This is a genomic window from Massilia haematophila, from assembly GCF_042647645.1.
In the GTDB taxonomy this organism is placed as follows: domain Bacteria; phylum Pseudomonadota; class Gammaproteobacteria; order Burkholderiales; family Burkholderiaceae_D; genus Telluria; species Telluria haematophila.
The window spans coordinates 4,792,607-4,812,147 of record NZ_JBHRVV010000001.1 but is presented as its reverse complement, the minus strand read 5'-3'; the positions used below and the strand labels follow the sequence as shown (position 1 = coordinate 4,812,147).

At 66.9% G+C, this 19,541-nt stretch carries 19 protein-coding genes and 1 pseudogene; 8 read left to right on the top strand and 12 right to left on the bottom strand.

Features of this window, described 5'->3' with window-relative positions:
• Complete coding sequence (ssuE, locus tag ACFOPH_RS21340) at positions 1-603, bottom strand: NADPH-dependent FMN reductase (RefSeq protein ID WP_312550460.1); 603 nt, start codon at positions 601-603, stop codon at positions 1-3.
• A 191-nt stretch (positions 604-794) separates the two neighbouring features.
• Here ssuE and ACFOPH_RS21335 point away from each other — a divergent pair, with 191 nt between their 5' ends.
• From ACFOPH_RS21335 to ACFOPH_RS21300, 8 genes are read left to right on the top strand one after another with little or no spacing between them, the layout of a single operon-like run.
• Positions 795-2,012, top strand: a complete 1,218-nt coding sequence (locus ACFOPH_RS21335; RefSeq protein WP_379737168.1) for an acyl-CoA dehydrogenase family protein — start codon at positions 795-797, stop codon at positions 2,010-2,012.
• A 6-nt stretch (positions 2,013-2,018) separates the two neighbouring features.
• Positions 2,019-2,843 (top strand): methionine ABC transporter ATP-binding protein, encoded by an 825-nt coding sequence (locus ACFOPH_RS21330; protein WP_379737167.1) that lies wholly within the window; start codon positions 2,019-2,021, stop codon positions 2,841-2,843.
• Positions 2,836-3,498 (top strand): methionine ABC transporter permease, encoded by a 663-nt coding sequence (locus ACFOPH_RS21325; protein ID WP_312550463.1) that lies wholly within the window; start codon positions 2,836-2,838, stop codon positions 3,496-3,498. Before ACFOPH_RS21330 ends, ACFOPH_RS21325 begins: the two co-directional genes overlap by 8 nt.
• Positions 3,499-3,537: 39 nt before the next feature.
• On the top strand, positions 3,538-4,362 hold the full coding sequence (locus ACFOPH_RS21320) for a MetQ/NlpA family ABC transporter substrate-binding protein (RefSeq protein WP_379737166.1): 825 nt from the start codon (positions 3,538-3,540) through the stop codon (positions 4,360-4,362).
• Positions 4,359-5,783, top strand: coding sequence for an LLM class flavin-dependent oxidoreductase (locus tag ACFOPH_RS21315; RefSeq protein WP_379737165.1), 1,425 nt, complete (start codon positions 4,359-4,361; stop codon positions 5,781-5,783). Before ACFOPH_RS21320 ends, ACFOPH_RS21315 begins: the two co-directional genes overlap by 4 nt.
• Before the next feature lie 14 nt (positions 5,784-5,797).
• Entirely contained in the window at positions 5,798-6,778 is a 981-nt protein-coding gene (locus ACFOPH_RS21310; RefSeq protein WP_312550466.1) for an aliphatic sulfonate ABC transporter substrate-binding protein, read from the top strand.
• Positions 6,779-6,781: 3 nt separating this feature from the next.
• A complete protein-coding gene (locus ACFOPH_RS21305) occupies positions 6,782-7,624 on the top strand; it encodes an ABC transporter permease (RefSeq protein WP_379737164.1) in 843 nt (280 codons plus the stop codon).
• Positions 7,621-8,355 (top strand): ABC transporter ATP-binding protein, encoded by a 735-nt coding sequence (locus tag ACFOPH_RS21300; protein WP_379737163.1) that lies wholly within the window; start codon positions 7,621-7,623, stop codon positions 8,353-8,355. The genes ACFOPH_RS21305 and ACFOPH_RS21300 overlap by 4 nt, the downstream gene beginning before the upstream one ends.
• 13 nt (positions 8,356-8,368) lie before the next feature.
• On the opposite strand, the gene epsC is transcribed toward ACFOPH_RS21300, so the two are convergent.
• The 11 genes and pseudogenes from epsC to ubiE all read right to left on the bottom strand — a co-directional run bounded on the left by epsC (position 8,369) and on the right by ubiE (position 19,463).
• A complete protein-coding gene (gene epsC / locus ACFOPH_RS21295) occupies positions 8,369-9,286 on the bottom strand; it encodes a serine O-acetyltransferase EpsC (RefSeq protein ID WP_312550469.1) in 918 nt (305 codons plus the stop codon).
• Between the two features lie 74 nt (positions 9,287-9,360).
• A complete protein-coding gene (locus ACFOPH_RS21290) occupies positions 9,361-10,617 on the bottom strand; it encodes a hypothetical protein (RefSeq protein ID WP_379737162.1) in 1,257 nt (418 codons plus the stop codon).
• A 66-nt stretch (positions 10,618-10,683) separates the two neighbouring features.
• Positions 10,684-11,130 (bottom strand): dihydroneopterin triphosphate diphosphatase, encoded by a 447-nt coding sequence (nudB, locus tag ACFOPH_RS21285; protein WP_312550471.1) that lies wholly within the window; start codon positions 11,128-11,130, stop codon positions 10,684-10,686.
• A gap of 219 nt (positions 11,131-11,349) precedes the next feature.
• A complete protein-coding gene (gene aspS / locus ACFOPH_RS21280) occupies positions 11,350-13,143 on the bottom strand; it encodes an aspartate--tRNA ligase (RefSeq protein WP_312550472.1) in 1,794 nt (597 codons plus the stop codon).
• Between the two features lie 77 nt (positions 13,144-13,220).
• Positions 13,221-13,808: a DUF502 domain-containing protein gene (locus ACFOPH_RS21275; protein WP_312550473.1), complete on the bottom strand. Its 588-nt coding sequence runs from the start codon at positions 13,806-13,808 to the stop codon at positions 13,221-13,223.
• A gap of 54 nt (positions 13,809-13,862) precedes the next feature.
• Positions 13,863-14,183, bottom strand: a complete 321-nt coding sequence (locus tag ACFOPH_RS21270; protein WP_312550474.1) for an FmdB family zinc ribbon protein — start codon at positions 14,181-14,183, stop codon at positions 13,863-13,865.
• Positions 14,184-14,695: 512 nt separating this feature from the next.
• Positions 14,696-15,292 carry a methyltransferase domain-containing protein gene (locus tag ACFOPH_RS21265; RefSeq protein ID WP_379737161.1) on the bottom strand — a complete coding sequence of 199 codons (597 nt, stop codon included), beginning with the start codon at positions 15,290-15,292 and terminating at the stop codon, positions 14,696-14,698.
• A 1-nt stretch (position 15,293) separates the two neighbouring features.
• Complete coding sequence (gene ubiB, locus ACFOPH_RS21260) at positions 15,294-16,865, bottom strand: ubiquinone biosynthesis regulatory protein kinase UbiB (RefSeq protein WP_312550476.1); 1,572 nt, start codon at positions 16,863-16,865, stop codon at positions 15,294-15,296.
• Between the two features lie 134 nt (positions 16,866-16,999).
• Positions 17,000-17,608: pseudogene (locus ACFOPH_RS21255) on the bottom strand (ubiquinone biosynthesis accessory factor UbiJ); the annotation flags it as partial.
• 113 nt (positions 17,609-17,721) lie between these two features.
• Entirely contained in the window at positions 17,722-18,717 is a 996-nt protein-coding gene (locus ACFOPH_RS21250) for a Tim44 domain-containing protein (protein WP_379737160.1), read from the bottom strand.
• An 11-nt stretch (positions 18,718-18,728) separates the two neighbouring features.
• The gene (gene ubiE / locus ACFOPH_RS21245) at positions 18,729-19,463 is read right to left on the bottom strand and encodes a bifunctional demethylmenaquinone methyltransferase/2-methoxy-6-polyprenyl-1,4-benzoquinol methylase UbiE (protein WP_312551111.1); all 735 of its coding nucleotides are present in this window, start codon (positions 19,461-19,463) and stop codon (positions 18,729-18,731) included.
• Positions 19,464-19,541 lie beyond the last annotated feature (78 nt).

The following is a 19,541-nucleotide window of genomic DNA, read 5'->3' as shown; positions in this document are numbered from 1 at the left end:
TCAGGCTGGCAGCGCGTGCAGGGCGGCTTGTACTCCGGCTTCTGCTTCGGCGGGCTCGGCGACCGGACGCGGCGCCACGGCGCGCAGCTCGGAAGCGAGCTGCTCGACACCCTGGGCCACGCGCACGGCGATCGGCGCGGCCAGCGCCAGGCTGCCGTCAAGGCCGCGTTTGATCTGCTCCGAGGTCGCATAGATGCTGGGCAGGATGAAGCGCGCCGACATCGAGGCCAGCACCGGCCGCAGGGCGTAGTCGAGCGCCAGCATGTGCGACTGGCTGCCGCCGGTGGCCAGCGGCAGCACCAGCTTGCCGGCCAGGGCGTCCTGGGGCAGCAGGTCGAGGAAGGCTTTCAGCAGGCCGCTGTAGGCCGCCTTGTAAACAGGCGTGGCGACCACCACGGCATCGGCCTGGCGCAGCTGGGCCAAGGCCCTGGCAATGGCCGGCTCGCCGCTCTCGAGGGCCAGCAAGGCCGCAGCGGGCAGCTCGCGCACTTCGAGGCGCGTCAGGCGCTGGCCGTGCAGGCCGAGACGTTCGCCGATGTGCTGCAACAGGCGCGAGGACGAGGAGTGCGGCGACGGGCTGCCGCCCAGCAGGAAGACGCTCATGGTGTGGTCCATTCATGGGTGATGGCCTTAGCGTAGAGCTGGCGGAGTTGAAAGAAAACTAATCGTTTCGCACATCCTTATGCGTCCGGCGTTTTAAGGTTTCGCGCATATCGATGGCCGTATTTCTTCGTTCACGCCGGCCCGGACCCGGTGCAATACTGATTGCACCATTCTCATCAGGGCCTCTCGCGATGTCTTCCACCGTCCTTCCTTTGCGCGCCCCGGAACCGGGCGCTGCGCCAGTTGCTGCAACCGATCCGCTGGCGCTCGCCGCGGGCCTGGCGCAGGCGTTCGCCGCCACTGCCGTCGAACGCGACCGGCTTGGCGGCCACGCCCGGCACGAACGCGAACTGATCCGCCAGAGCGGTTTGCTCACCCTGTCGGTGCCGCGCGCATTCGGCGGCCAGGGCGGATCCTGGGAAACCGTGCTGCAGGTCGTGCGCACGCTGGCCGGGGCCGACAGCGCGCTGGCCCATCTCTTCGGTTTTCACCACCTGCAACTGGCCGGCATCCGCCTGTACGGCACGCACATCCAGCAGCGCAACCTGCTGAGCGCTACCGTCGAGCAGGGCCTGTTCTGGGGCAATGCCTTGAATCCCCTCGACAAGCGCACCCGCGCCCAGGCCATTCCTGCCGGCTTCGTGCTCGACGGCGTGAAAAGCTTCGCGTCCGGCTCGGTGGGCTCGGACTGGCTGACGGTATCGGCCTGGGACGACGCCGCCGGCGCCGCCCTGATCGCGGTGCTGCCGACCGCGCAGCCCGGCATCACGGTGGAAGCCGACTGGGACGCCTTCGGCCAGCGCCAGACCGACAGCGGCACCGTCCGTTTCGACCAGGTCTATTTGCCGGCCGCGCTGGTGCTGCAGGCGCCGGGCCAGGCCCCGACGGCGCAATCGACCCTGCGCTCGCAGGTGGCGCAGCTGATCATGGCCAACCTCTACCTCGGCATCGCCATCGGCGCCTTCGAGGCCGCGCGCGACTACACCCTGGAGCAGGCACGGCCCTGGTTCGCCTCCAACGTCGCCGAGCCGAGCGCCGACCCTTACGTGCAGCAGCGCTACGGCGAGTTCTGGCTCAAGCTGCGTCCGGCCACGGTGCTGGCCGACATTGCCGCGCGCCTGCTCGACACCGCGTTCGAGAAAAGCGCGGACCTCGGTGCGCAAGAGCGCGGCGACGTGGCGGTCGCGGTGGCCGAGGCCAAGGTGCTGGCGCACCGCGCGGCGATCGACATCGGCAGCGAGATGTTCGAACTGACGGGCGCCCGTTCGACCTCGGCCCGCTTCGGCTTCGACCGCTTCTGGCGCAACGCCCGCGTGCACACGCTGCATGACCCGGTCGACTACAAGCTGCGCGACCTCGGGCGCTATGCGCTGGAAGGCCGCCTGCCCGATCCCACTCCTTATTCCTGATCCATCGTGACTACCACCCTCACCCCAGCCGCCGGTACGCCGAAGGCGGCGATCCGCCTGGTCGACGTCGCCAAGGGTTTTGCGCTGCCCGATGGCGCGCGCTTCGAAGCCGTGCGCGGCGTCTCGCTCGAGATCCTGGACGGCGAGATCTTCGGCATCGTGGGTAAAAGCGGCGCCGGCAAGTCGACCCTGCTGCGGCTGATCAACCTGCTCGAGCGTCCCGAGCGCGGGAGCGTGATCGTCGACGGCGCAGAACTGACAACGCTCGACAAGCGCGGCCTGCGCCAGGCGCGCCGGCGCATCGGCATGATCTTCCAGGGTTTTAACTTGCTGCAGAACGCCACCGTGTTCGAGAACGTCGCCTTCCCGCTGCGCCTGCACGACGCGCTGAACGCGCCGCGGCTGCAGGCACGCGTCATGGAATGCCTGGAGCTGGTGGGCCTGGCCGACAAGGCGGCCGGCTATCCGGCCCAGCTCTCGGGCGGCCAGAAGCAACGCGTGGCGATCGCGCGCGCCCTGGCCAGCCACCCGGCGGTGCTGCTGTGCGACGAGCCGACCTCGGCGCTCGATCCGGAAACCACGCGCTCCCTGCTCGAGACGCTGCACACCATCAACGCGCAACTGGGCGTGACCATCGTCATCGTCAGCCACGAACTGCAGGTACTCGGCAGCCTGTGCCATCGGGTGGCCGTCATCGAACACGGCGCGGTGGCGGAGCAGTTCGCCCTCGCCGACCACAGTGTCCCGCGCAAGACCGCGCTGGGACGTGAACTTGCCTACTACGGCACCGAGGCCTTCGCCGCGGCCGCCTGGGGAGATGCCCATGCCTGAGTCGATCCTTGCTGTCCTGCCCGAACTCTGGACCGCCTTCCTGCAAACCGCGCTGATGCTCGGCATCGGCGTCTCGGCCGCGGTGCTGCTCGGCGGCCCGCTCGGCGTGCTGCTGTTCCTGGTCGCCGACGGCCAGGCCCTGCAGAACCGGCGCCTGGCGCTGGTGCTCGGCTGGATCGTCAACACGGTGCGCTCCTTTCCCTTCATCGTGCTGATGGTGGCGCTGGTGCCGGTCACGCGGGTGCTGGCCGGCACCTCGATCGGACCGCTGGCGGCCTCGGTGCCGCTGTCGATCGCCGCGATTCCCTATTTCGCGCGCCTGGTCGACCAGAACCTGCGCGACGTGCCGCGCGGCGTGATCGAGGCGGCGCAGGCGATGGGCGCCTCCGAATTCCAGATCGTGCTGCGGGTGCTGCTGCCCGAGGCGCGCGCGGCCCTGGTGCTGTCGCTGACCGTACTGGCGATCAGCTTTCTCTCGTATTCGGCTGTCGCCGGCGTGGTCGGCGGCGGCGGTATCGGCGACCTCGCGATCCGCTACGGCTACTACCGCTTCGAGACCGACGTGATGATTTTCACGGTGACGATCCTGGTCGTGCTGGTGCAGCTGATCCAGCTGACCGGCACCCGTGCCGCGCGCCGCCTCGACAAACGCTGAATCCCCTCGCCGACTTCCCCTGATAAAAAAAGGACTTCCATGCGCACGCACCGCCGTACCCTGATCGCCGCCGCCCTGTCGCTGCTCGTCTCCATGACCGCCCACGCCAAGGACCCGAAGGAACTGGTGATCGGCACCAGCGCCGGCCCCTACGCCGACCAGATCCGCTTCGGCATCAAGCCGATCCTGGAAAAGCAGGGCTATAAAATCAAGCTGGTCGAGTTCAACGACTACGTCCAGCCGAACTTCGCACTGGCGGAAGGCGCGCTCGATGCCAACGTGTTCCAGCACATCGTCTACCTGACCCGCTTCGCCGAGCAGCACAAGCTGGCCCTGTCGGAACTGGTCAAGATCCCGACCGCCCCGATCGCCATCTACAGCCACAAGCACACCTCCCTGGACGCGGTGCGCCCCGGCTCCACGGTGGCGCTGCCGAACGACCCGACCAACCAGGCGCGCGCCCTGGTCATGCTCGACCAGCTCGGCTGGGTCAAGCTGAAACCCGGCATCGACCCGATCAAGGCCTCGGAAAAGGACATCGCGCAGAACGTCCGCCAGGTAAAACTGCTGCCGCTCGAAGCCGCGCAACTGCCGCGCTCGCTGCAGGACGCCGACTTCGCCTTCGTGAACGGGAACTTCGCGCTGGCTTCCGGCCTGAAGCTGCGCGACGCCCTGCGCACCGAGACGATCTCGCCGAGCTACGCCAACCTGGTCGCGGTGCGCACGGCCGATAAAGATAAACCCTTTGCGCGCGACATCGCCGCGGCCTACCGCTCGCGCGAATTCCTGGAGGTGACGAACCGCCTGTTCGCCGACTACGCCAAGACCGACTACCAGCTGGCGCTGGAGAAGAGCACGAAATGAACCCAGGCTTGCCAACGGCCGCGAAGCCGGTGCGCTTCAACGCCTTCCAGATGAACACGCCCAGCCACCAGTCGCCGGGCCTGTGGCGCCATCCGCGCGACACCGGCGCCGGCTACCGCGACGCCGGCTACTGGGTCGAGCTGGCGCGCCTGCTGGAAGCGGGCGGCTTCGATGCGATCTTCCTCGCCGACGTGCTGGGCGCCTACGACGTCTACGGCGGCAACCTGGACGCGGCGCTGCGCCACGGCGTGCAGTTGCCGCTGAACGACCCGCTGGCGCTGGCGCCCCTGATCGCGCAAGCCACCACGCGCCTCGGGATCGGCGTCACCGCCTCCACCGGCGGCGAGCATCCCTATACCTTTGCGCGCCGGATCTCGACGCTGGACCACTTGAGCGGAGGACGCATCGGCTGGAACATCGTCACCGGCTACCTCGACAGCGCCGCGCGCAATCTCGGCCAGGAACGGCAGCTCGGCCACGACGCGCGCTATGACCTGGCCGACGAATACCTGGAAGTCGTCTACAAGCTGTGGGAACAGAGCTGGGAAGACGGCGCCGTGCTGCGCGACCGCGAACGCGGCGTCTACACCGACCCGGCGCGCGTGCATCCGATCAATCACCGGGGCGAGCACTACACGGTGCCCGGCATCCACCTGTGCGAACCTTCGCCGCAGCGCACGCCTTTCCTGTACCAGGCCGGCGCCTCTAGACGCGGCCTGGCCTTCGCGGCGCGCCATGCCGAAGCGACCTTCGTCAGCGGCCCAACGAAAGGCATCGTCAGGCGCTACGTCGACGGCGCGCGCGCCGCGGTGCACGAGGCCGGGCGCGATCCGGCTTCCCTGCTGGTGTATGCGCAGGCCCTGGTCGTCACCGGCGCCACCGAGGCCGAGGCCCGGGCCCGTCTGCAGGAGTACCGGCAGCACATCGACATCGAGGCCTCGCTGACCCTGCTCTCGGGCTGGACCGGCGTCGACTTCTCGCGCTACGGCCTGGACGACACGGTCGAGTACATCGACACCGAGGCCGGCCGCTCGGCGCTGGCCTCGCTCAGCGCCGCCGAGCCGTCGCGCCGCTGGACCGTGCGCGAAGCGGCGCAGTTCATCGGCCTGGGCGGGCGCGGCCCGACGATCGTGGGCGACCCGCGCCAGGTGGCCGACCAGCTGATCGCCTGGGTGGACGAGACCGGCATCGACGGCTTCAACCTGGCCCATGCGCTGGCGTTCGAGGACATGCGCAACGTGGTCGAGCTGGTCGTGCCCGAGCTGCGCCGGCGCGGCCGCTACCGCGGCGAGGACGCGGACGAGGACGTCCAGGCCGGCGCCACGCTGCGCGAACGGCTGCTCGGCGCCGGCCCGCGCCTGCCTGATACCCACCCCGGCCGCCAGGTCCGCATCGACACGCCGCTGCGTCCCGCAGCCTGATACGAAAGAAGAAGATGAAAAGAAGAAGCCTCTTGCAACTCGCCGCCAGCGGCGCCGCCCTGTCCGCCCTGCCCTTCCGCGCGCGCGCCGCCGGCCTCGAAGAGCTGCGGCTGGACTACGCTTATTATTCGCCGACCAGCCTGGTGCTGCGCCATTTCGGCTGGCTCGAGGAAGCCTTCAAGGCCGACGGCACCCGCATCAAATGGGTCCTCAGCGCCGGCAGCAACCGCGCGCTCGAATACCTGAACGCGAACAGCATCGACATCGGCTCGAGCGCCGGCCTGGCGGCCCTCCTGGCCAGGGCCAACGGCAATCCGATCAAGACGCCCTACATCTACTCGCGGCCGGAATGGACGGCGCTGGTGGTGCCGAAGCATTCGCCGATCCGCAGCCTGGCCGACCTGAAGGGGAAGAAGGTGGCGGCCACCAAAGGAACCGATCCCTACCTGTTCCTGCTGCGCGCACTGCAGGGCGCCGGCCTGCGCCGCAACGACGTCGAGCACGTCGCCCTGCAGCATGCCGACGGGCGCGCCGCGCTGGAACAGGGACGCGTGGACGCCTGGGCCGGGCTCGATCCGCACATGGCGGCAGCGGAACTGGAAGGCGGCGCGCGCCTGCTGTACCGGAACGTGACCTTCAATACCTATGGTTTCCTGAACGTGCGCGAGGAATTCCTGGCGCAGCACCCGAACGCGACGGCGCGCGTGATCCAGGCTTACGAGCGGGCGCGCGCCTGGACCCGCGCCAACCCCGCGGAAGCGGCGAAGATCCTGGCGAACGAGGCCAAGGTCTCGCTGCCGGTGGCCCTGCTGCAGGTGAAACTGCGCAGCGACTTCAGCAACCCGCAGCCCTCCGCCGAGCACCTGAAGGCCCTGCAACTGGCCGCGCCCATCCTGCGCGACGAAGCCCTGGTCAAGCCCGGCACCGACCTGAATGCGGCCATCGCCGGCCTGATCGATACCCGCTTTGCCCGCCCGCTGATCAAGCCCGCCTGAACCATGAAGCCGCAATCGATCGACCTGCCGGTGAACGTGCCGGCGCCGCGCAAGCTGCACTTGCGCCTGCCTCTGCGCCCGCGCCTGCGTCTACCCCTGGGCCTGCTGCTGCCGCTGCTGGCGCTGATCGCTCTCGAGCTGGCCGTGCGCGGCGGCCTGGTGCCGCCGAACCTGATGCCGGCGCCAAGCGAGATCGCCGCCACCCTGGCATGGCTGGCGCACAATGGTCTCCCTGGCCACCTGGCCAGCAGCTGCCTGCGCGTGGCCGGCGGTTTCGCCATCGGCGCGAGCCTGGCCCTGGTGCTGGGCGCGGCGGTGGCGCTCGGCCCGCGCACCGAGCGCCTGCTCGACCCGACTTTCCAGGCCCTGCGCGCAATTCCATCGCTGGCCTGGGTGCCGCTGCTGCTCCTGTGGTTCGGGATCGACGAGACGCCGAAACTGATCCTGATCGCCATCGGCGCTTTCTTCCCGGTCTACATGGGCGTGGTGTCCGGCATCCGCGGGGTCGACCGCAAGCTGATCGAAGTCGGCCGCCTGTACCGGCTGGCGCCGCTGGCGCTGGCGCGGCGCGTGCTGCTGCCGGCAGCCTTGCCGGCGCTGCTGACGGGCCTGCGCAACGGCCTGAGCCTGGCCTGGATGTTCATGGTCGCGGCCGAACTGATCGCCGCCAGCCGCGGCCTGGGCTACCTGCTGTCGGACGGACGCGAATCGAGCCGCGCCGACATCATGCTGGCCGCCATCGTGCTGCTCGCCCTGCTGGGCAAGTTCAGCGACACTGGCATGGGTGCGCTGGAGACGCGTTTGCTGTCCTGGCGCGACAGCTATGCCAACCAGGGGGCGCGATGACGGCCCTGCTCGACATTGCGGTCGACGAAAAACGCTATGGCGCGCGCACGGTGCTGCGCGGCTTTCGCCTGCGCCTGGAAGCAGGCGAGGTGCTCAGCCTGATCGGCGCCAGCGGCTGCGGCAAGAGCAGCCTGCTGTCGATTGCCGCCGGCCTCGATCCGCACTACCAGGGCAGCGTGCGGCTGCGTGGCGGGACCGTGCGCGGTCCACAGGGCGAGATCGGCCTGATCTTCCAGGAGCCGCGCCTCTTTCCCTGGCTGACGGTGGAGCAGAACATCGTGTTCGGCGCCGGCGCGGGCGCGCCGGACGCCGCGCGTGTCGCCGCCCTGCTCGAGGAAGTGGGCCTGGCCGGCTACGGCCACGCCTTGCCGAAGGCGCTCTCGGGTGGCCAGGCGCAGCGCGTGGCCATCGCGCGCGGCCTGTACACGCAGCCGCGCGTGCTGCTGCTGGACGAGCCCTTCTCCGCCGTCGACGCCTTTACCCGCATGCGCCTGCAGGACCTGCTGGCGCGGGTGGCGCGGCAGCGCGGCCTGAGCATCCTGGTGGTCACCCACGACATCGACGAAGCGCTGTACCTGAGCGACCGCATCGTGCTGATGGATGGCGTGCCGGGCCCGGCGCGCGCCGAGTTCGAGGTCACACTCGAACGCCCGCGCGACCGGGCAGTGCTGGCGGCATCGAACCTGAAACCGGCCATCCTCTACGGCCTGCACGCGGTGCACGCCATCTAGCTCGGGCCGGTGCTCAAGCGCCGCGCATCTGCGCCTGGGTCACATTGCTGCCCGGCGCCACGCTTTGCGTGAGCCAGACGTTGCCGCCGATGGTCGAGCCGGCGCCCACCGTGATGCGCCCGAGGATGGTGGCGCCGGCGTAGATGACGACGTCGTCCTCGACGATCGGGTGGCGCGGCGCGCCCTTCACCAGGGCGCCGTGCTCGTCGGTCGGGAAACGGCGCGCGCCCAGGGTGACGGCCTGGTACAGGCGCACGCGCTGGCCGAGGATTGCCGTCTCTCCGATCACGACGCCGGTGCCGTGGTCGATGAAGAAACTGGCGCCGATCTGCGCGGCCGGGTGGATGTCGATGCCGGTCAGCGTGTGGGCGATGTCGGCCGCCAGCCGCGCCAGGAATGGCGTGCCGAGACGATGCAGGCGATGCGCGAGGCGGTGGTAGAGCACGGCGATGGTGCCGGGATAGCACAGCATGATCTCGGCCACCGAGCTGGCGGCCGGGTCGCCGGCCAGGGCGGCCTGCACGTCGGACACCAGCAGCGCGCGGATCTCGGGCAGGCTGGCGGCGAAGGAATGCGTGATGGCGCGCGCCCGTTCGGCCAGCTCGGCTTCGCCCGCGTTCTCGAGTTCGGGATTGAAGCGCAGGGCGCGCCGCACCTGCTCGACCAGGCGGTCGAGCGCGACGTTCAGGGTGTCGCCGACGAAATAATCGATGCTCTCGTCGTTCAGGTCCGGGCGGCCGTAATGCGTGGGAAACAGCGCCGCCGAGATGCCCTCGATCACCTGCCGCAGCACCGTGCGCGAGGGTAACTCGCGCACGCGTCCCTGGTGGCGGATGTTGTGGGTCTTCTCGCGCGAGGTACGCAGCGCGTCGATGATGGGGCCGAGGTGCCAGGGGCTGGAGCCGGCCTGCTCCGTGTCGTAGTTGTCCATTTAGCCAGACTACTCCAGAGCGGGCCGAACGCGAACGATTTTAATCACAGATTCTTATATGCGAACAGCGGCTATCAATCCTCGGTTTCGAAGCGGTATTTCTCGCCGGTCAGCATGAAGGCCGGCGCCGGCTTGCCCGCTTCCAATAGCAGGATGTCGGTCGGCACCGCGTCGGGCGGCGCGGCGGCGGGGATCGCCTTCACGACGCGGCGGCCGCTGGCCGGCAGCAGGTGCTTCGGCACCGGCACCGCGCTGCGTCCGGCGAGCGTGGCCAGCCAGGCGGGCCGGCCGTCCTGCATCGGGTAGCGCGGGTGGATCACCTGCATGTCGAGACGACCGGTCATGCCCAGCAGTACCGGATAGCTGCCATCCTTGTTCCTGAGAATGATCGGATCCTTTGACGGGTACTTGGCCAATAGCGGCGCATACAGCGGATTCTCGTCCGCCGCGTCGGGATGGGCGATGAACGGGGTCTGGTCGATGTGCAGCGTCGGCAGGCCGGTCATGCGACGCAGATGCTCGCCCATCATGACCATCTTCGGCTCGGGCTCGGGCGCCTTGTAGAGGTGGCCAAAGCCGACGAACACCAGCACCTTGGCGTCCTTGTCTTTCGCAAAGATGCGCTCGACCAGGTTACGCGCCTGTACCTCCTCGCGCAGGCGCACCTGCTCGGCCGGCGACAGTGCCGCGCTAGCTTCGATCTCGTAGGCAACCAGCTTCCAGCCATCGGCCAGCGCCGCGTTGACGAAGCCGGCGAACACCGGTTCAGCGGTGTAATGGCCATTGTTCCGGGCGATATGGCGTTTCTCGTTCGCCGCCTGCGCACCCAGCGCATTGAAGGTCTCGCAGGCCAGGTAGCTGTAGCCGATCTTTCTCAGCTCGGCCGCCAGGCGCTGGGCAAAGGCCCGGTGCAGGGGAACCTGGTGGGCTTCGTTGATCAGCACGATACGTTTCGACCGCGCTTCGCGCACGATGGCCGCGATCGCGTCTTCCGCCGCGGCGTTCTCCAGCTGCGCCATCTGGCGCACGGTGCCGGGAGAATAGCGTTGCCGGCGCCGCTCAAAGGCATCGACAGCAGCCAGTGCGCCGTCGGTATCGCCCACCATGGAGCGTGCCGTACCCAACAATTGGAGCTGGCCGGCATGCGCCAGCACCAGCTTGTCGATCGCCGGGTCTCCCGGCTGCCCGAATGCGGCAGGCGGCAGGGACGCCGTCATCGCTTCAGCCTGCTTTAGGCGCGCCAGGTAGGAATCGGGAAGCGGGATCTGGGCGATGGCGCTTTGCGTCAGGACGAGTAGAGACGTGGCGAGACCGGCGGCGAAAGAACGCATGGAAACCTTCTGCTGAAGTTGGCGAAATATTGCCAACCAGTATAGTCCCACCGCAGGCGACGTTAACTAGTCGATATGACGGGGCAATTGCAGGATCGCCTCCGCGTTCGAGGACGAAAAGCAGCGGTCGGCCGCTTCGAGGTAAGGCAGCCAGGCGTGGCGCAGGTGCTCGCGCGGGCTCAGGATCACGGGAATATCGCGCGGCACGCACACGGAAAAGACGTGCTCGGTGTTATGGGTCACACCCGGCGCGTAGCGGTGGCGCCAGGTCGGGTAGATTTCGTAAATATTTGACAATCCCCAGTCCAGCAAGCGGATTGTTTCCCCATCTGCAACAATCCCCGTTTCCTCGAACAGCTCGCGCGTGGCCGTCTCCAGCAGCGGCTCGTCCAGCGCGTCGAGCGAACCCGTCACCGATTGCCAGAAGCCGGGCCGGTCGGCGCGCTCGATCAGCAGCACCTCCATGTCTAGCGTATGGATGACGACGAGGACGGACTCGGGAATCTTGTGCACGCTGGCTACTCCGTTGTTCTGCTATTCAAGAAAAAACCGGAGCGATCGCCAATGACGACGACGCTCCGGCTTTTATTTTACCCAGCCATACAGTAACGGGACCTCGAGAAACCGTAGCGAGCGGAAGGCATGTTGGCCGAGAAGCGCAGCTGTACTTCGGTACAGCGAGCATCGCAGGCCGACAGGCCGACGCGCAGTAGGTTTTTCGAGGTTCCCCCGTTAGCCGACTTTCGGCTCGTTCCGCAGGCGGATGTGCAGTTCCTTCAATTGCTTCTCGTCGACTTCCGACGGCGCATTGGTCAAGAGGTCTTGCGCGCGCTGGGTCTTCGGGAAGGCGATCACGTCGCGGATCGATTCCGAGCCGGTCATCAGCGTGATCAGGCGGTCCAGGCCGAAGGCCAGGCCACCGTGCGGCGGCGCGCCGTACTGCAGGGCATCGAGCAGGAAGCCGAACTTCAGTTGCGCTTCCTCGGCGTCGATCTTCAGGGCGCGGAACACCTTGCTCTGGACTTCTTCGCGGTGGATACGGATCGAGCCGCCGCCCAGTTCCCAGCCGTTCAGGACCATGTCGTAGGCCTTGGCGACGCAGGCGCCCGGGTTGGTCTCGAGCATGTCTTCGTGGCCATCCTTCGGCGCGGTGAACGGGTGGTGGGTCGCGTTCCAGCGGTCGCCGTCTTCGTCGTACTCGAACATCGGGAAGTCGATCACCCACAGCGGCGCCCAGACGTCGTCGAACAGGCCGGCCTTCTTGCCGAATTCCGAGTGGCCGATCTTCACGCGCAGCGCGCCGATGGCGTCGTTGACGACCTTCGCCTTGTCGGCGCCGAAGAAGATCAGGTCGCCGTCCTGGGCGCCGGTCAGTTCCAGCACTTGCGCCAGCACTTCGTCCGAGATGTTCTTCACGATCGGCGACTGCAGGCCGTCACGGCCCTTGGCCTTCTCGTTGACCTTGATGTAGGCCAGGCCCTTGGCGCCGTAGATGGCGACGAACTGGGTGTACGCGTCGATTTCCGAACGCGGCATCGAACCGCCCTGCGGTACGCGCAGGCCGACCACGCGGCCGTTCGGCATGTTGGCGGCGCTGTTGAAGACCTTGAACTCGACCGACTTCATCAGTTCGGTCAGTTCGGTGAACTCGAGCTTGACGCGCATGTCCGGCTTGTCCGAGCCGTACTTGCCCATGGCGGTGGCGAAGTCCATCACCGGGAACGGGTTCGGCAGGTCGATGCCGGCGGCGTTCTTGAAGACGACGCGCATCATGTCTTCGAACAGGTCACGGATTTCCTGTTCGGTCAGGAACGAGGTTTCGCAGTCGATCTGGGTGAATTCCGGCTGGCGGTCGGCGCGCAGGTCTTCGTCGCGGAAGCACTTGGTGATCTGGTAGTAGCGGTCGAAGTTCGACACCATCAGCAGCTGCTTGAACAGCTGCGGCGACTGCGGCAGCGCGAAGAAGTTGCCCGGGTTGACGCGCGACGGCACCAGGTAGTCGCGTGCGCCTTCCGGGGTCGACTTGGTCAGCATCGGGGTCTCGATGTCGATGAAGCCCAGGTTGTCGAGGTACTTGCGCACTTCCATCGACACTTTATAACGCAGGCGCAGGTTGTGCTGCATCTGGCCGCGGCGCAGGTCGAGCACGCGGTGCGTCAGGCGGGTGGTTTCCGACAGGTTGTCGTCGTCCAGCTGGAACGGCACCGGCACCGAAGCGTTCAGCACTTCCAGGTTGGTGGTGTTGATCTCGATCTTGCCCGACTTCAGGTTGGCGTTGGCCGTGCCTTCCAGGCGGTTGACCACGGTGCCGGTGATGCGCAGGCAGTACTCGTTGCGCACGTGCTCGGCGGCCTTGAACACATCCGCGTTGTCGGGATGGCAGACGACCTGCACCAGGCCTTCACGGTCGCGCAGGTCGATGAAGATGACGCCGCCGTGGTCGCGGCGACGGTGCACCCAGCCGCACAGGCTGACGGTTTGGCCCAGCAGCTCTTCGGTGACGAGGCCGCAGTAGTGAGTACGCATGGAAGACATATTTTTCTCTATTCCAGGTTGGTTTCGGTTGCACCGCCATCGAACGGCGGCCTTGGTGCTTGTTTCGTTTATTCCGGCGCCACGACGCCCATTGAGACGATGTATTTCAATGCGGCGTCGACCGTCATGTCCAGCTCGACGACCTTGCTGCGTTCCATCATCAGGAAGAAGCCGGAGGTCGGGTTCGGGGTCGTCGGCACGTAGACGCTGACATACTCGCCGACCAGGTGGTTCTTCACGTCGCCGCCCGGCACGCCGGTCAGGAACGCGATCGTGTACGAATCCGCATGCGGATAGGGAATCAGGACGGCCTGGCGGAACGCGTTGCCCGAGGACGAGAACAGCGTGTCCGACACCTGCTTGACGCTGCCGTACAGCGAGCTGACCACCGGGATGCGCTTGAGCAGGCGCTCGCCCAGGCGCACGATGTAGTTGCCGACCAGGTTGTTGGTCAGCAGGCCGGTCAGGAACACGATGGCGATCGTCAGGATCGCGCCGATGCCGGGGATGTCGGTGCCGAACAGGGTGCGCGGCTGCCAGCGTTCCGGCACGAACAGCAGCGACTGGTCGAGCGTGCCGATGACCATGCTCAGGACCCAGCCCGTGATGGCCAGCGGGACCAGGATCAGGAGGCCGGTAAGGAAGTATTTGCGCATCGAGTTCTCGTTATTCTTATTGCTGCGGCCCGCGGGCCGCAGGAAAATGGCACGTCAGGATGCGCTGCCGCCGCCGGTGGTACTGGCGGTCGAGGCCGGTGCGGTCGACGCCGGTGCGCTGGCCGTGCTGTCGCTCGCGGCCGCGGCCGGGGCAGCGTTCGTGGCCGGCGCAGTGCCGGTGGCCGGCGCGCTGCCGCCGCGGAAGTCGGTCACGTACCAGCCGGTGCCCTTGAGCTGGAAGCCGGCGGCGGTCACCTGCTTCTTGAACGCCGGTTTGCCGCACGACAGGCAGGTCGTCAGTACCGGATCAGAAATTTTTTGCAGCACATCTTTGGAAAAACCGCATTCGTCGCAGCGGTAAGCGTAGATCGGCATTTGATACTCCGCAAAAATCTTCAAAACCCTGAATTATAAAGCTTTTGTCGCCGACGTTGCCGATTCTGCCGAAAGCCCCGCTGCGAGGTCGGTCACACAGGCCTGCGGACTGTCCGGCAGCGCGACAGTGTTGTTTTTCGTCAGCATTCTGTCAGTTTTTCTTTGCTGAACATCAACTAGGATGTTTAAATATATTTCTCGACAGCATACTTTGCCGACGGATGGTGCGTCCGCCGGCTGACAGGTTTAAGAAACAGAAGTTTGCGCGATGCAAATCGCCGCATGGCCGTACAAGAACGCTGCATTTAAGAAAGCCCGCTGATGCGGGCGTTTTTTTTGCGCGTGCGGGGAGTGGCGCTTTTCGTAGGGTGGGCGGGTTCCCCGCCCACGCGGTGATCGTTATCGGCTCCGACATCGGGCGCGAGGATCTTGCCTCTACCTATCGCCGCGTGGGCAGCGCACCCGGCGCGTCGACTCGCGTATCGCGGGTAGAGCTGCCCACCCTACGGGGATCAACGGCGGCGCCATTCCATCCAGCGTTCCTTGCCGGCGAAAACGGGCAGCGAATCCTCGACCGGTTCGTCCTCGACGCATTCGAAATGCGGCAGCAGCAATGCATCCAGCGCCGCGCGGGCGATACCGAAGGGCGGCCCTTTCGGCGACTCCCCGAAGAAGAAGAAACCGGCCAGCAGGCCGCCGGCCGGCAGCAGCTCGGCCCAGCGCGCGGCCAGGCGCGGCCACAGGACCGGCGGCATCGCGCACAGGAAAGCCTGCTCGTAGATCAGTTCCAGGGGACGCGGCGGCGCGTAAGTAAAAAAGTCGGCCTCGACCACCCTGCCCGCCCACGGCCCCACCGCCCCCTTCGCGGTCTCGACCGCGGCCGGCGAGAAATCGATCGCCACCGCGTCCCAGCCCGCCTCGCACAGGAAAGCCAGTTCGTAGCCGCTGCCGCAGCCGGGGATCAGGGTCGCCAGCGGCGCGGGCGCACGGGCCACGAAGTCGCGCAAGCCTTGCGGCACGCCGCCGCGGTCCCAGGGCGTAAAACCCTGCTCGAAGCGCTCGTCCCAGAAACCCGGCGTACGCGGGTCGCGGCTGGCGAATTCCGGCATGTCAGGCGCCGCCGCCGAAACGGTTCAGCAGAGCCGCCAGCAGCAGGCCCGAGGTCACGCCGCCGGCCAGCCAGGCCAGGACGCCGAGCATGCGGTTGCTGCGGCGGATCTCGTGCAGCATGCGGTTCATCATCTCGTGGTTGGTGATCTCATGCGGCTGGGCGTGGCGTTCCAGTGCCTGGTGCATCAGGCGTGGCAGCTGCGGGAAGATGTGGGCGTAGCGCGGCGCCTCGGCCTTCAGGCGCTCGACGAAGCCGCGCCAGCCGACCTGTTCGGTCATCCAGCGTTCCAGGTGCGGCTTGGCGGTCTTCCACAGGTCGAGCTCGGGGTCGAGCTGGCGTCCCAGGCCTTCGATGTTGAGCAGGGTCTTCTGCAGCAGCACGAGCTGGGGCTGGACCTCGACATTGAAGCGGCGCGAGGTCTGGAACAGGCGCAGCAGGATCTGGCCGAACGAGATGTCCTTCAACGGACGGTCGAAGATCGGCTCGCAGCAGGCGCGCACCGCCGCTTCCAGTTCGTCGACGCGGGTATGGCGCGGCGCCCAGCCCGATTCGATGTGGGCCTCGGCGACGCGTTTGTAGTCGCGGCGGAAGAAGGCGAGGAAGTTCTGCGACAGGTAATCTTTGTCGAAGTCGTTCAGGGTGCCGACGATGCCGAAGTCGAGCGCAATGTAGCGCCCGAAGGTTTCCGGCTCGACCGAGACCAGGATGTTCCCCGGGTGCATGTCGGCGTGGAAGAAGCCGTCACGGAATACTTGGGTGAAAAAAATTTCCACGCCATCGCTGGAGAGCTTTTTCAGGTCCACGCCCTCGGCCGCCAGGCGGTCGATCTGCGACACCGGAATGCCGTGCATGCGCTCCATGACGATCACGTTACTCGAGCAATAGTCCCAGAACATCTCCGGCACCAGCAGCAAATCGGAATCGGCGAAGTTCCGGCGCAGCTGGCTGGCGTTGGCCGCCTCGCGCATCAGGTCGAGTTCGTCGTGCAGGTATTTGTCGAACTCGGCGACCACCTCGCGCGGCTTGAGCAGGCGGCTCTCGGCCCACAGCTTTTCGATCAGGCCGGTCGCCATGTACATCAGGGCGATGTCCTCGTCGATGGTTTTCTTCATGCCCGGACGCAGCACCTTGACCGCGACGTCGCGGCCGTTCTTCAGCTTGGCGAAGTGCACCTGCGCGATCGAGGCCGACGCCACCGGCACCGGGTCGAAGCTGGCGAACAGCTGGTCCGGCGGCGCGCCCAGCGAGCGCGTGATCTGGGCGATCGCCAGGTCCGAGCCGAAAGGCGGCACGCGATCCTGCAGCAGGGAGAGTTCGTTGGCAATATCCGGCGGCATCAGGTCGCGCCGGGTCGACAGCACCTGGCCAAACTTGATGAAGATCGGGCCCAGTTCCTCGAGCGCCAGGCGCAGGCGGATCGCGCGCGGCGTCGTGATCCTGCGCCAGAAGAAGATGCCGCTGATTAGTCTTGCGGTGCGCGGGACCTGGAGACCGGACATCGCGATTTCATCGAGGCCATACTTGATGACGACCGTGAAGATTTTAAGCAGGCGCAGGAATTTCAATATCATTAGCGATCCAGGCTGGTGTCCCCGCTGGGGCGGGTTGTCGGAATGACGGCGCCGCCTGGCGCCGTGTGCAGCGTTACATCGTGGGTGGGGCGGAGTATCACGTCGTGCGTCGCTGGAGCGGCCGTGGCCTTCGCCAGCATCTGCTCCAGTTTGGCGATGCGCTTGGCGCTGCGCTCGATGTCGTCGCGCAGGCGCACCACGTCGGCGCCGAATTCCTCGACCTCGTGCGGACGCACCAGCACCGGCTGCTCCTCGACCAGGAACTCGGCCAGGTTCTCCGCCATGCGGCGTCCGGTGGCGCGGGCATTCGACAGCGCGCTGCGGGCGCCGCCGGCCAGGCGGGTCGCGCCGATCGGCCCGAACAGGCGCTCCAAGTCATGTTCCGGTTCCCAGCGCAAGCCCTTGCTCAGCTGCGAGACCGTGTTCGCGAACTCGGCATCGCCTTCGATGCGCACATAGGAAAAGGCCCGCTCGCGATTCGCCGCGATCAGCGGCAGGTCGCTCAGCTTGACGTGGATGGTGACGTTGGCGGCCGCCTCGGCCTCGCCGGCCTCGAGCAGGCCGTCGGCGGCCACGCGCAGGCGCAGCTGCAGGTGCCCGGTATCGATGCAGGCCAGCTTGCCGGCATGGCGGCGCAGGGCGGCCCGCGCCCAGTCCTCCTGGGCCAGCAAGTGGTTGATCGCCGCCACCGCGGACGCGTTCAGCGTGCGTTGCGGCGAGAGAAAAGTTGGACTCGGAAACATGAATGATGGTCGCTAAAAAACAAAGCCGCCCGGGACAGCGCGGGCGGCTTCGATCTTACCAGTTTGCCGGGCACAAACCCCGGCGCACGGGAAAGTTTGCAAAGAATTATTGATTAAGCGATCTGCTGAATGCCAGCAAGTACCCAACCACCATTGCCCGACAGGGGTTTCGACATGTTCCAGACCTCGGCCAGCGGCTCGGCCGGCGCGTTCGGCGCGGTGCGGATCATGCCGTTGAACTGGACGCTGGCCAGGTAGTCGGTGGCGGTGGTCTCGATGCCCAGCAGCTGGGCGTCGATCGACACCACGTCGGTGTAGTCGGCATTGCCGCCGCGCTCCAGGATCTGGGTCTTCAGCTCGGCGAACACTTCCGGCGTGGTGAATTCGCGCAGGTCGTTGACGTCGCCCTTGTCCCAGGCCGCCTGCAGGCGGATGAAGGAGGACTTGGCGTGGCGCAGGAAGGCCTCGGTGTCGAAATCGGCCGGCACGCCCCATGGGGTGTGCCCTGCGGCCGCGCCCAGCGGCGCCGCCTTGTCCAGCGAAAGACCACCCACCGCGCCCGCCGGCTGCTGGGCCTGGAAGGCTTGCGGCTGCGACTGGCCGAGACCGGAACCGATATGCGGCGTGGCGCCGGCCGGCACCGGCTGCTGGCTGAAGCCGCCCTGGAAGGACGGGTTGGCCGGGGTGTCCTTGCGGCGGAACATGCGCACGATGAACATGACGGCCAGCGCCAGCAGCGCGAACATCAGGATCGACGACAGCACCGAGGCCATGGCGCCGCCGATGCCCAGGTGCGAGAACAGGGCGCCCAGGCCCAGGCCGAGGAGCGCGCCGCCCAGGATGCCTTTCCACGGGCTCGAACGTTTCGCGGCTTGCGAAGCGGCGGCGCCGGCAGCGCCGGCGGCGGCCGGGGCCGCTGGTGCGGGTTGCGCAGCCTGGCGGTTGACCGGGGCGGCCGGCGCCGGCGCCGGTGCCGGGGCCGGCATCTGGCGCACGGTCTGCGACTGGCGGCCGAAGGAGCGCTTGCCGCCCATCGGACGGGCGACCGCTTCCGCAATCATCGAGGTGGCGGTAACCGCCAGCATCATGGTGACCAAGAATTTTTTCATCGTCCTACCCCTCACATTTTGATACCGGTATGCAGCGCCGCGACGCCTGCCGTCAGGTTGAAATACTGCACGCGTTCCAGTCCCACGTCCTGCATCATGGTCTTGAGCGTCTCCTGGTCCGGGTGCATGCGGATCGACTCGGCCAGGTAGCGGTAGCTTTCCGAGTCGTTGGCGATGCGCTTGCCCAGCCACGGCAGCACGGAGAACGAATACAGGTCGTAGGGCTTCTGCAGGGGCGCCGCCACTTTCGAGAACTCCAGCACCAGCAACTTGCCGCCGGGTTTCAGCACGCGGCGCATTTCCGCCAGTGCCTGGTCCTTGTGCGTCATGTTGCGCAGGCCGAAGGCCACGCTGACCCGGTCAAAATAATTGTCCGGGAACGGCAACTTCTCTGCGTCACACAGCAAGGTGGGGGTGACCAGGCCCTTATTCAATAAGCGGTCGCGCCCCACGCGCAGCATCGATTCGTTGATGTCGGTAAGCCAGACTTCCCCGCTCGGTCCGGCCTGCTTGGCGAAGGCCTTCGACAGGTCGCCGGTGCCGCCCGCGATGTCGAGCACCTTGAAGCCGGGGCGAATGCCGGCCTGGGCGATGGTGAACGTCTTCCAGATGCGGTGCAGGCCGCCGGACATCAGGTCGTTCATCACGTCGTACTTCGACGCGACGGAGTGAAATACCTTGGCGACCTCGTGGACCTTCTCGTCCTCGGACACGGTCTTGTAACCGAAATGGGTGGTATTGGTCATAGCGAATGGACAGTTTGATCTTGTCGCATTATACAAGCGCTACGCAGACCCAGGATTTCGGGCCGCTCGGCCCGCTCA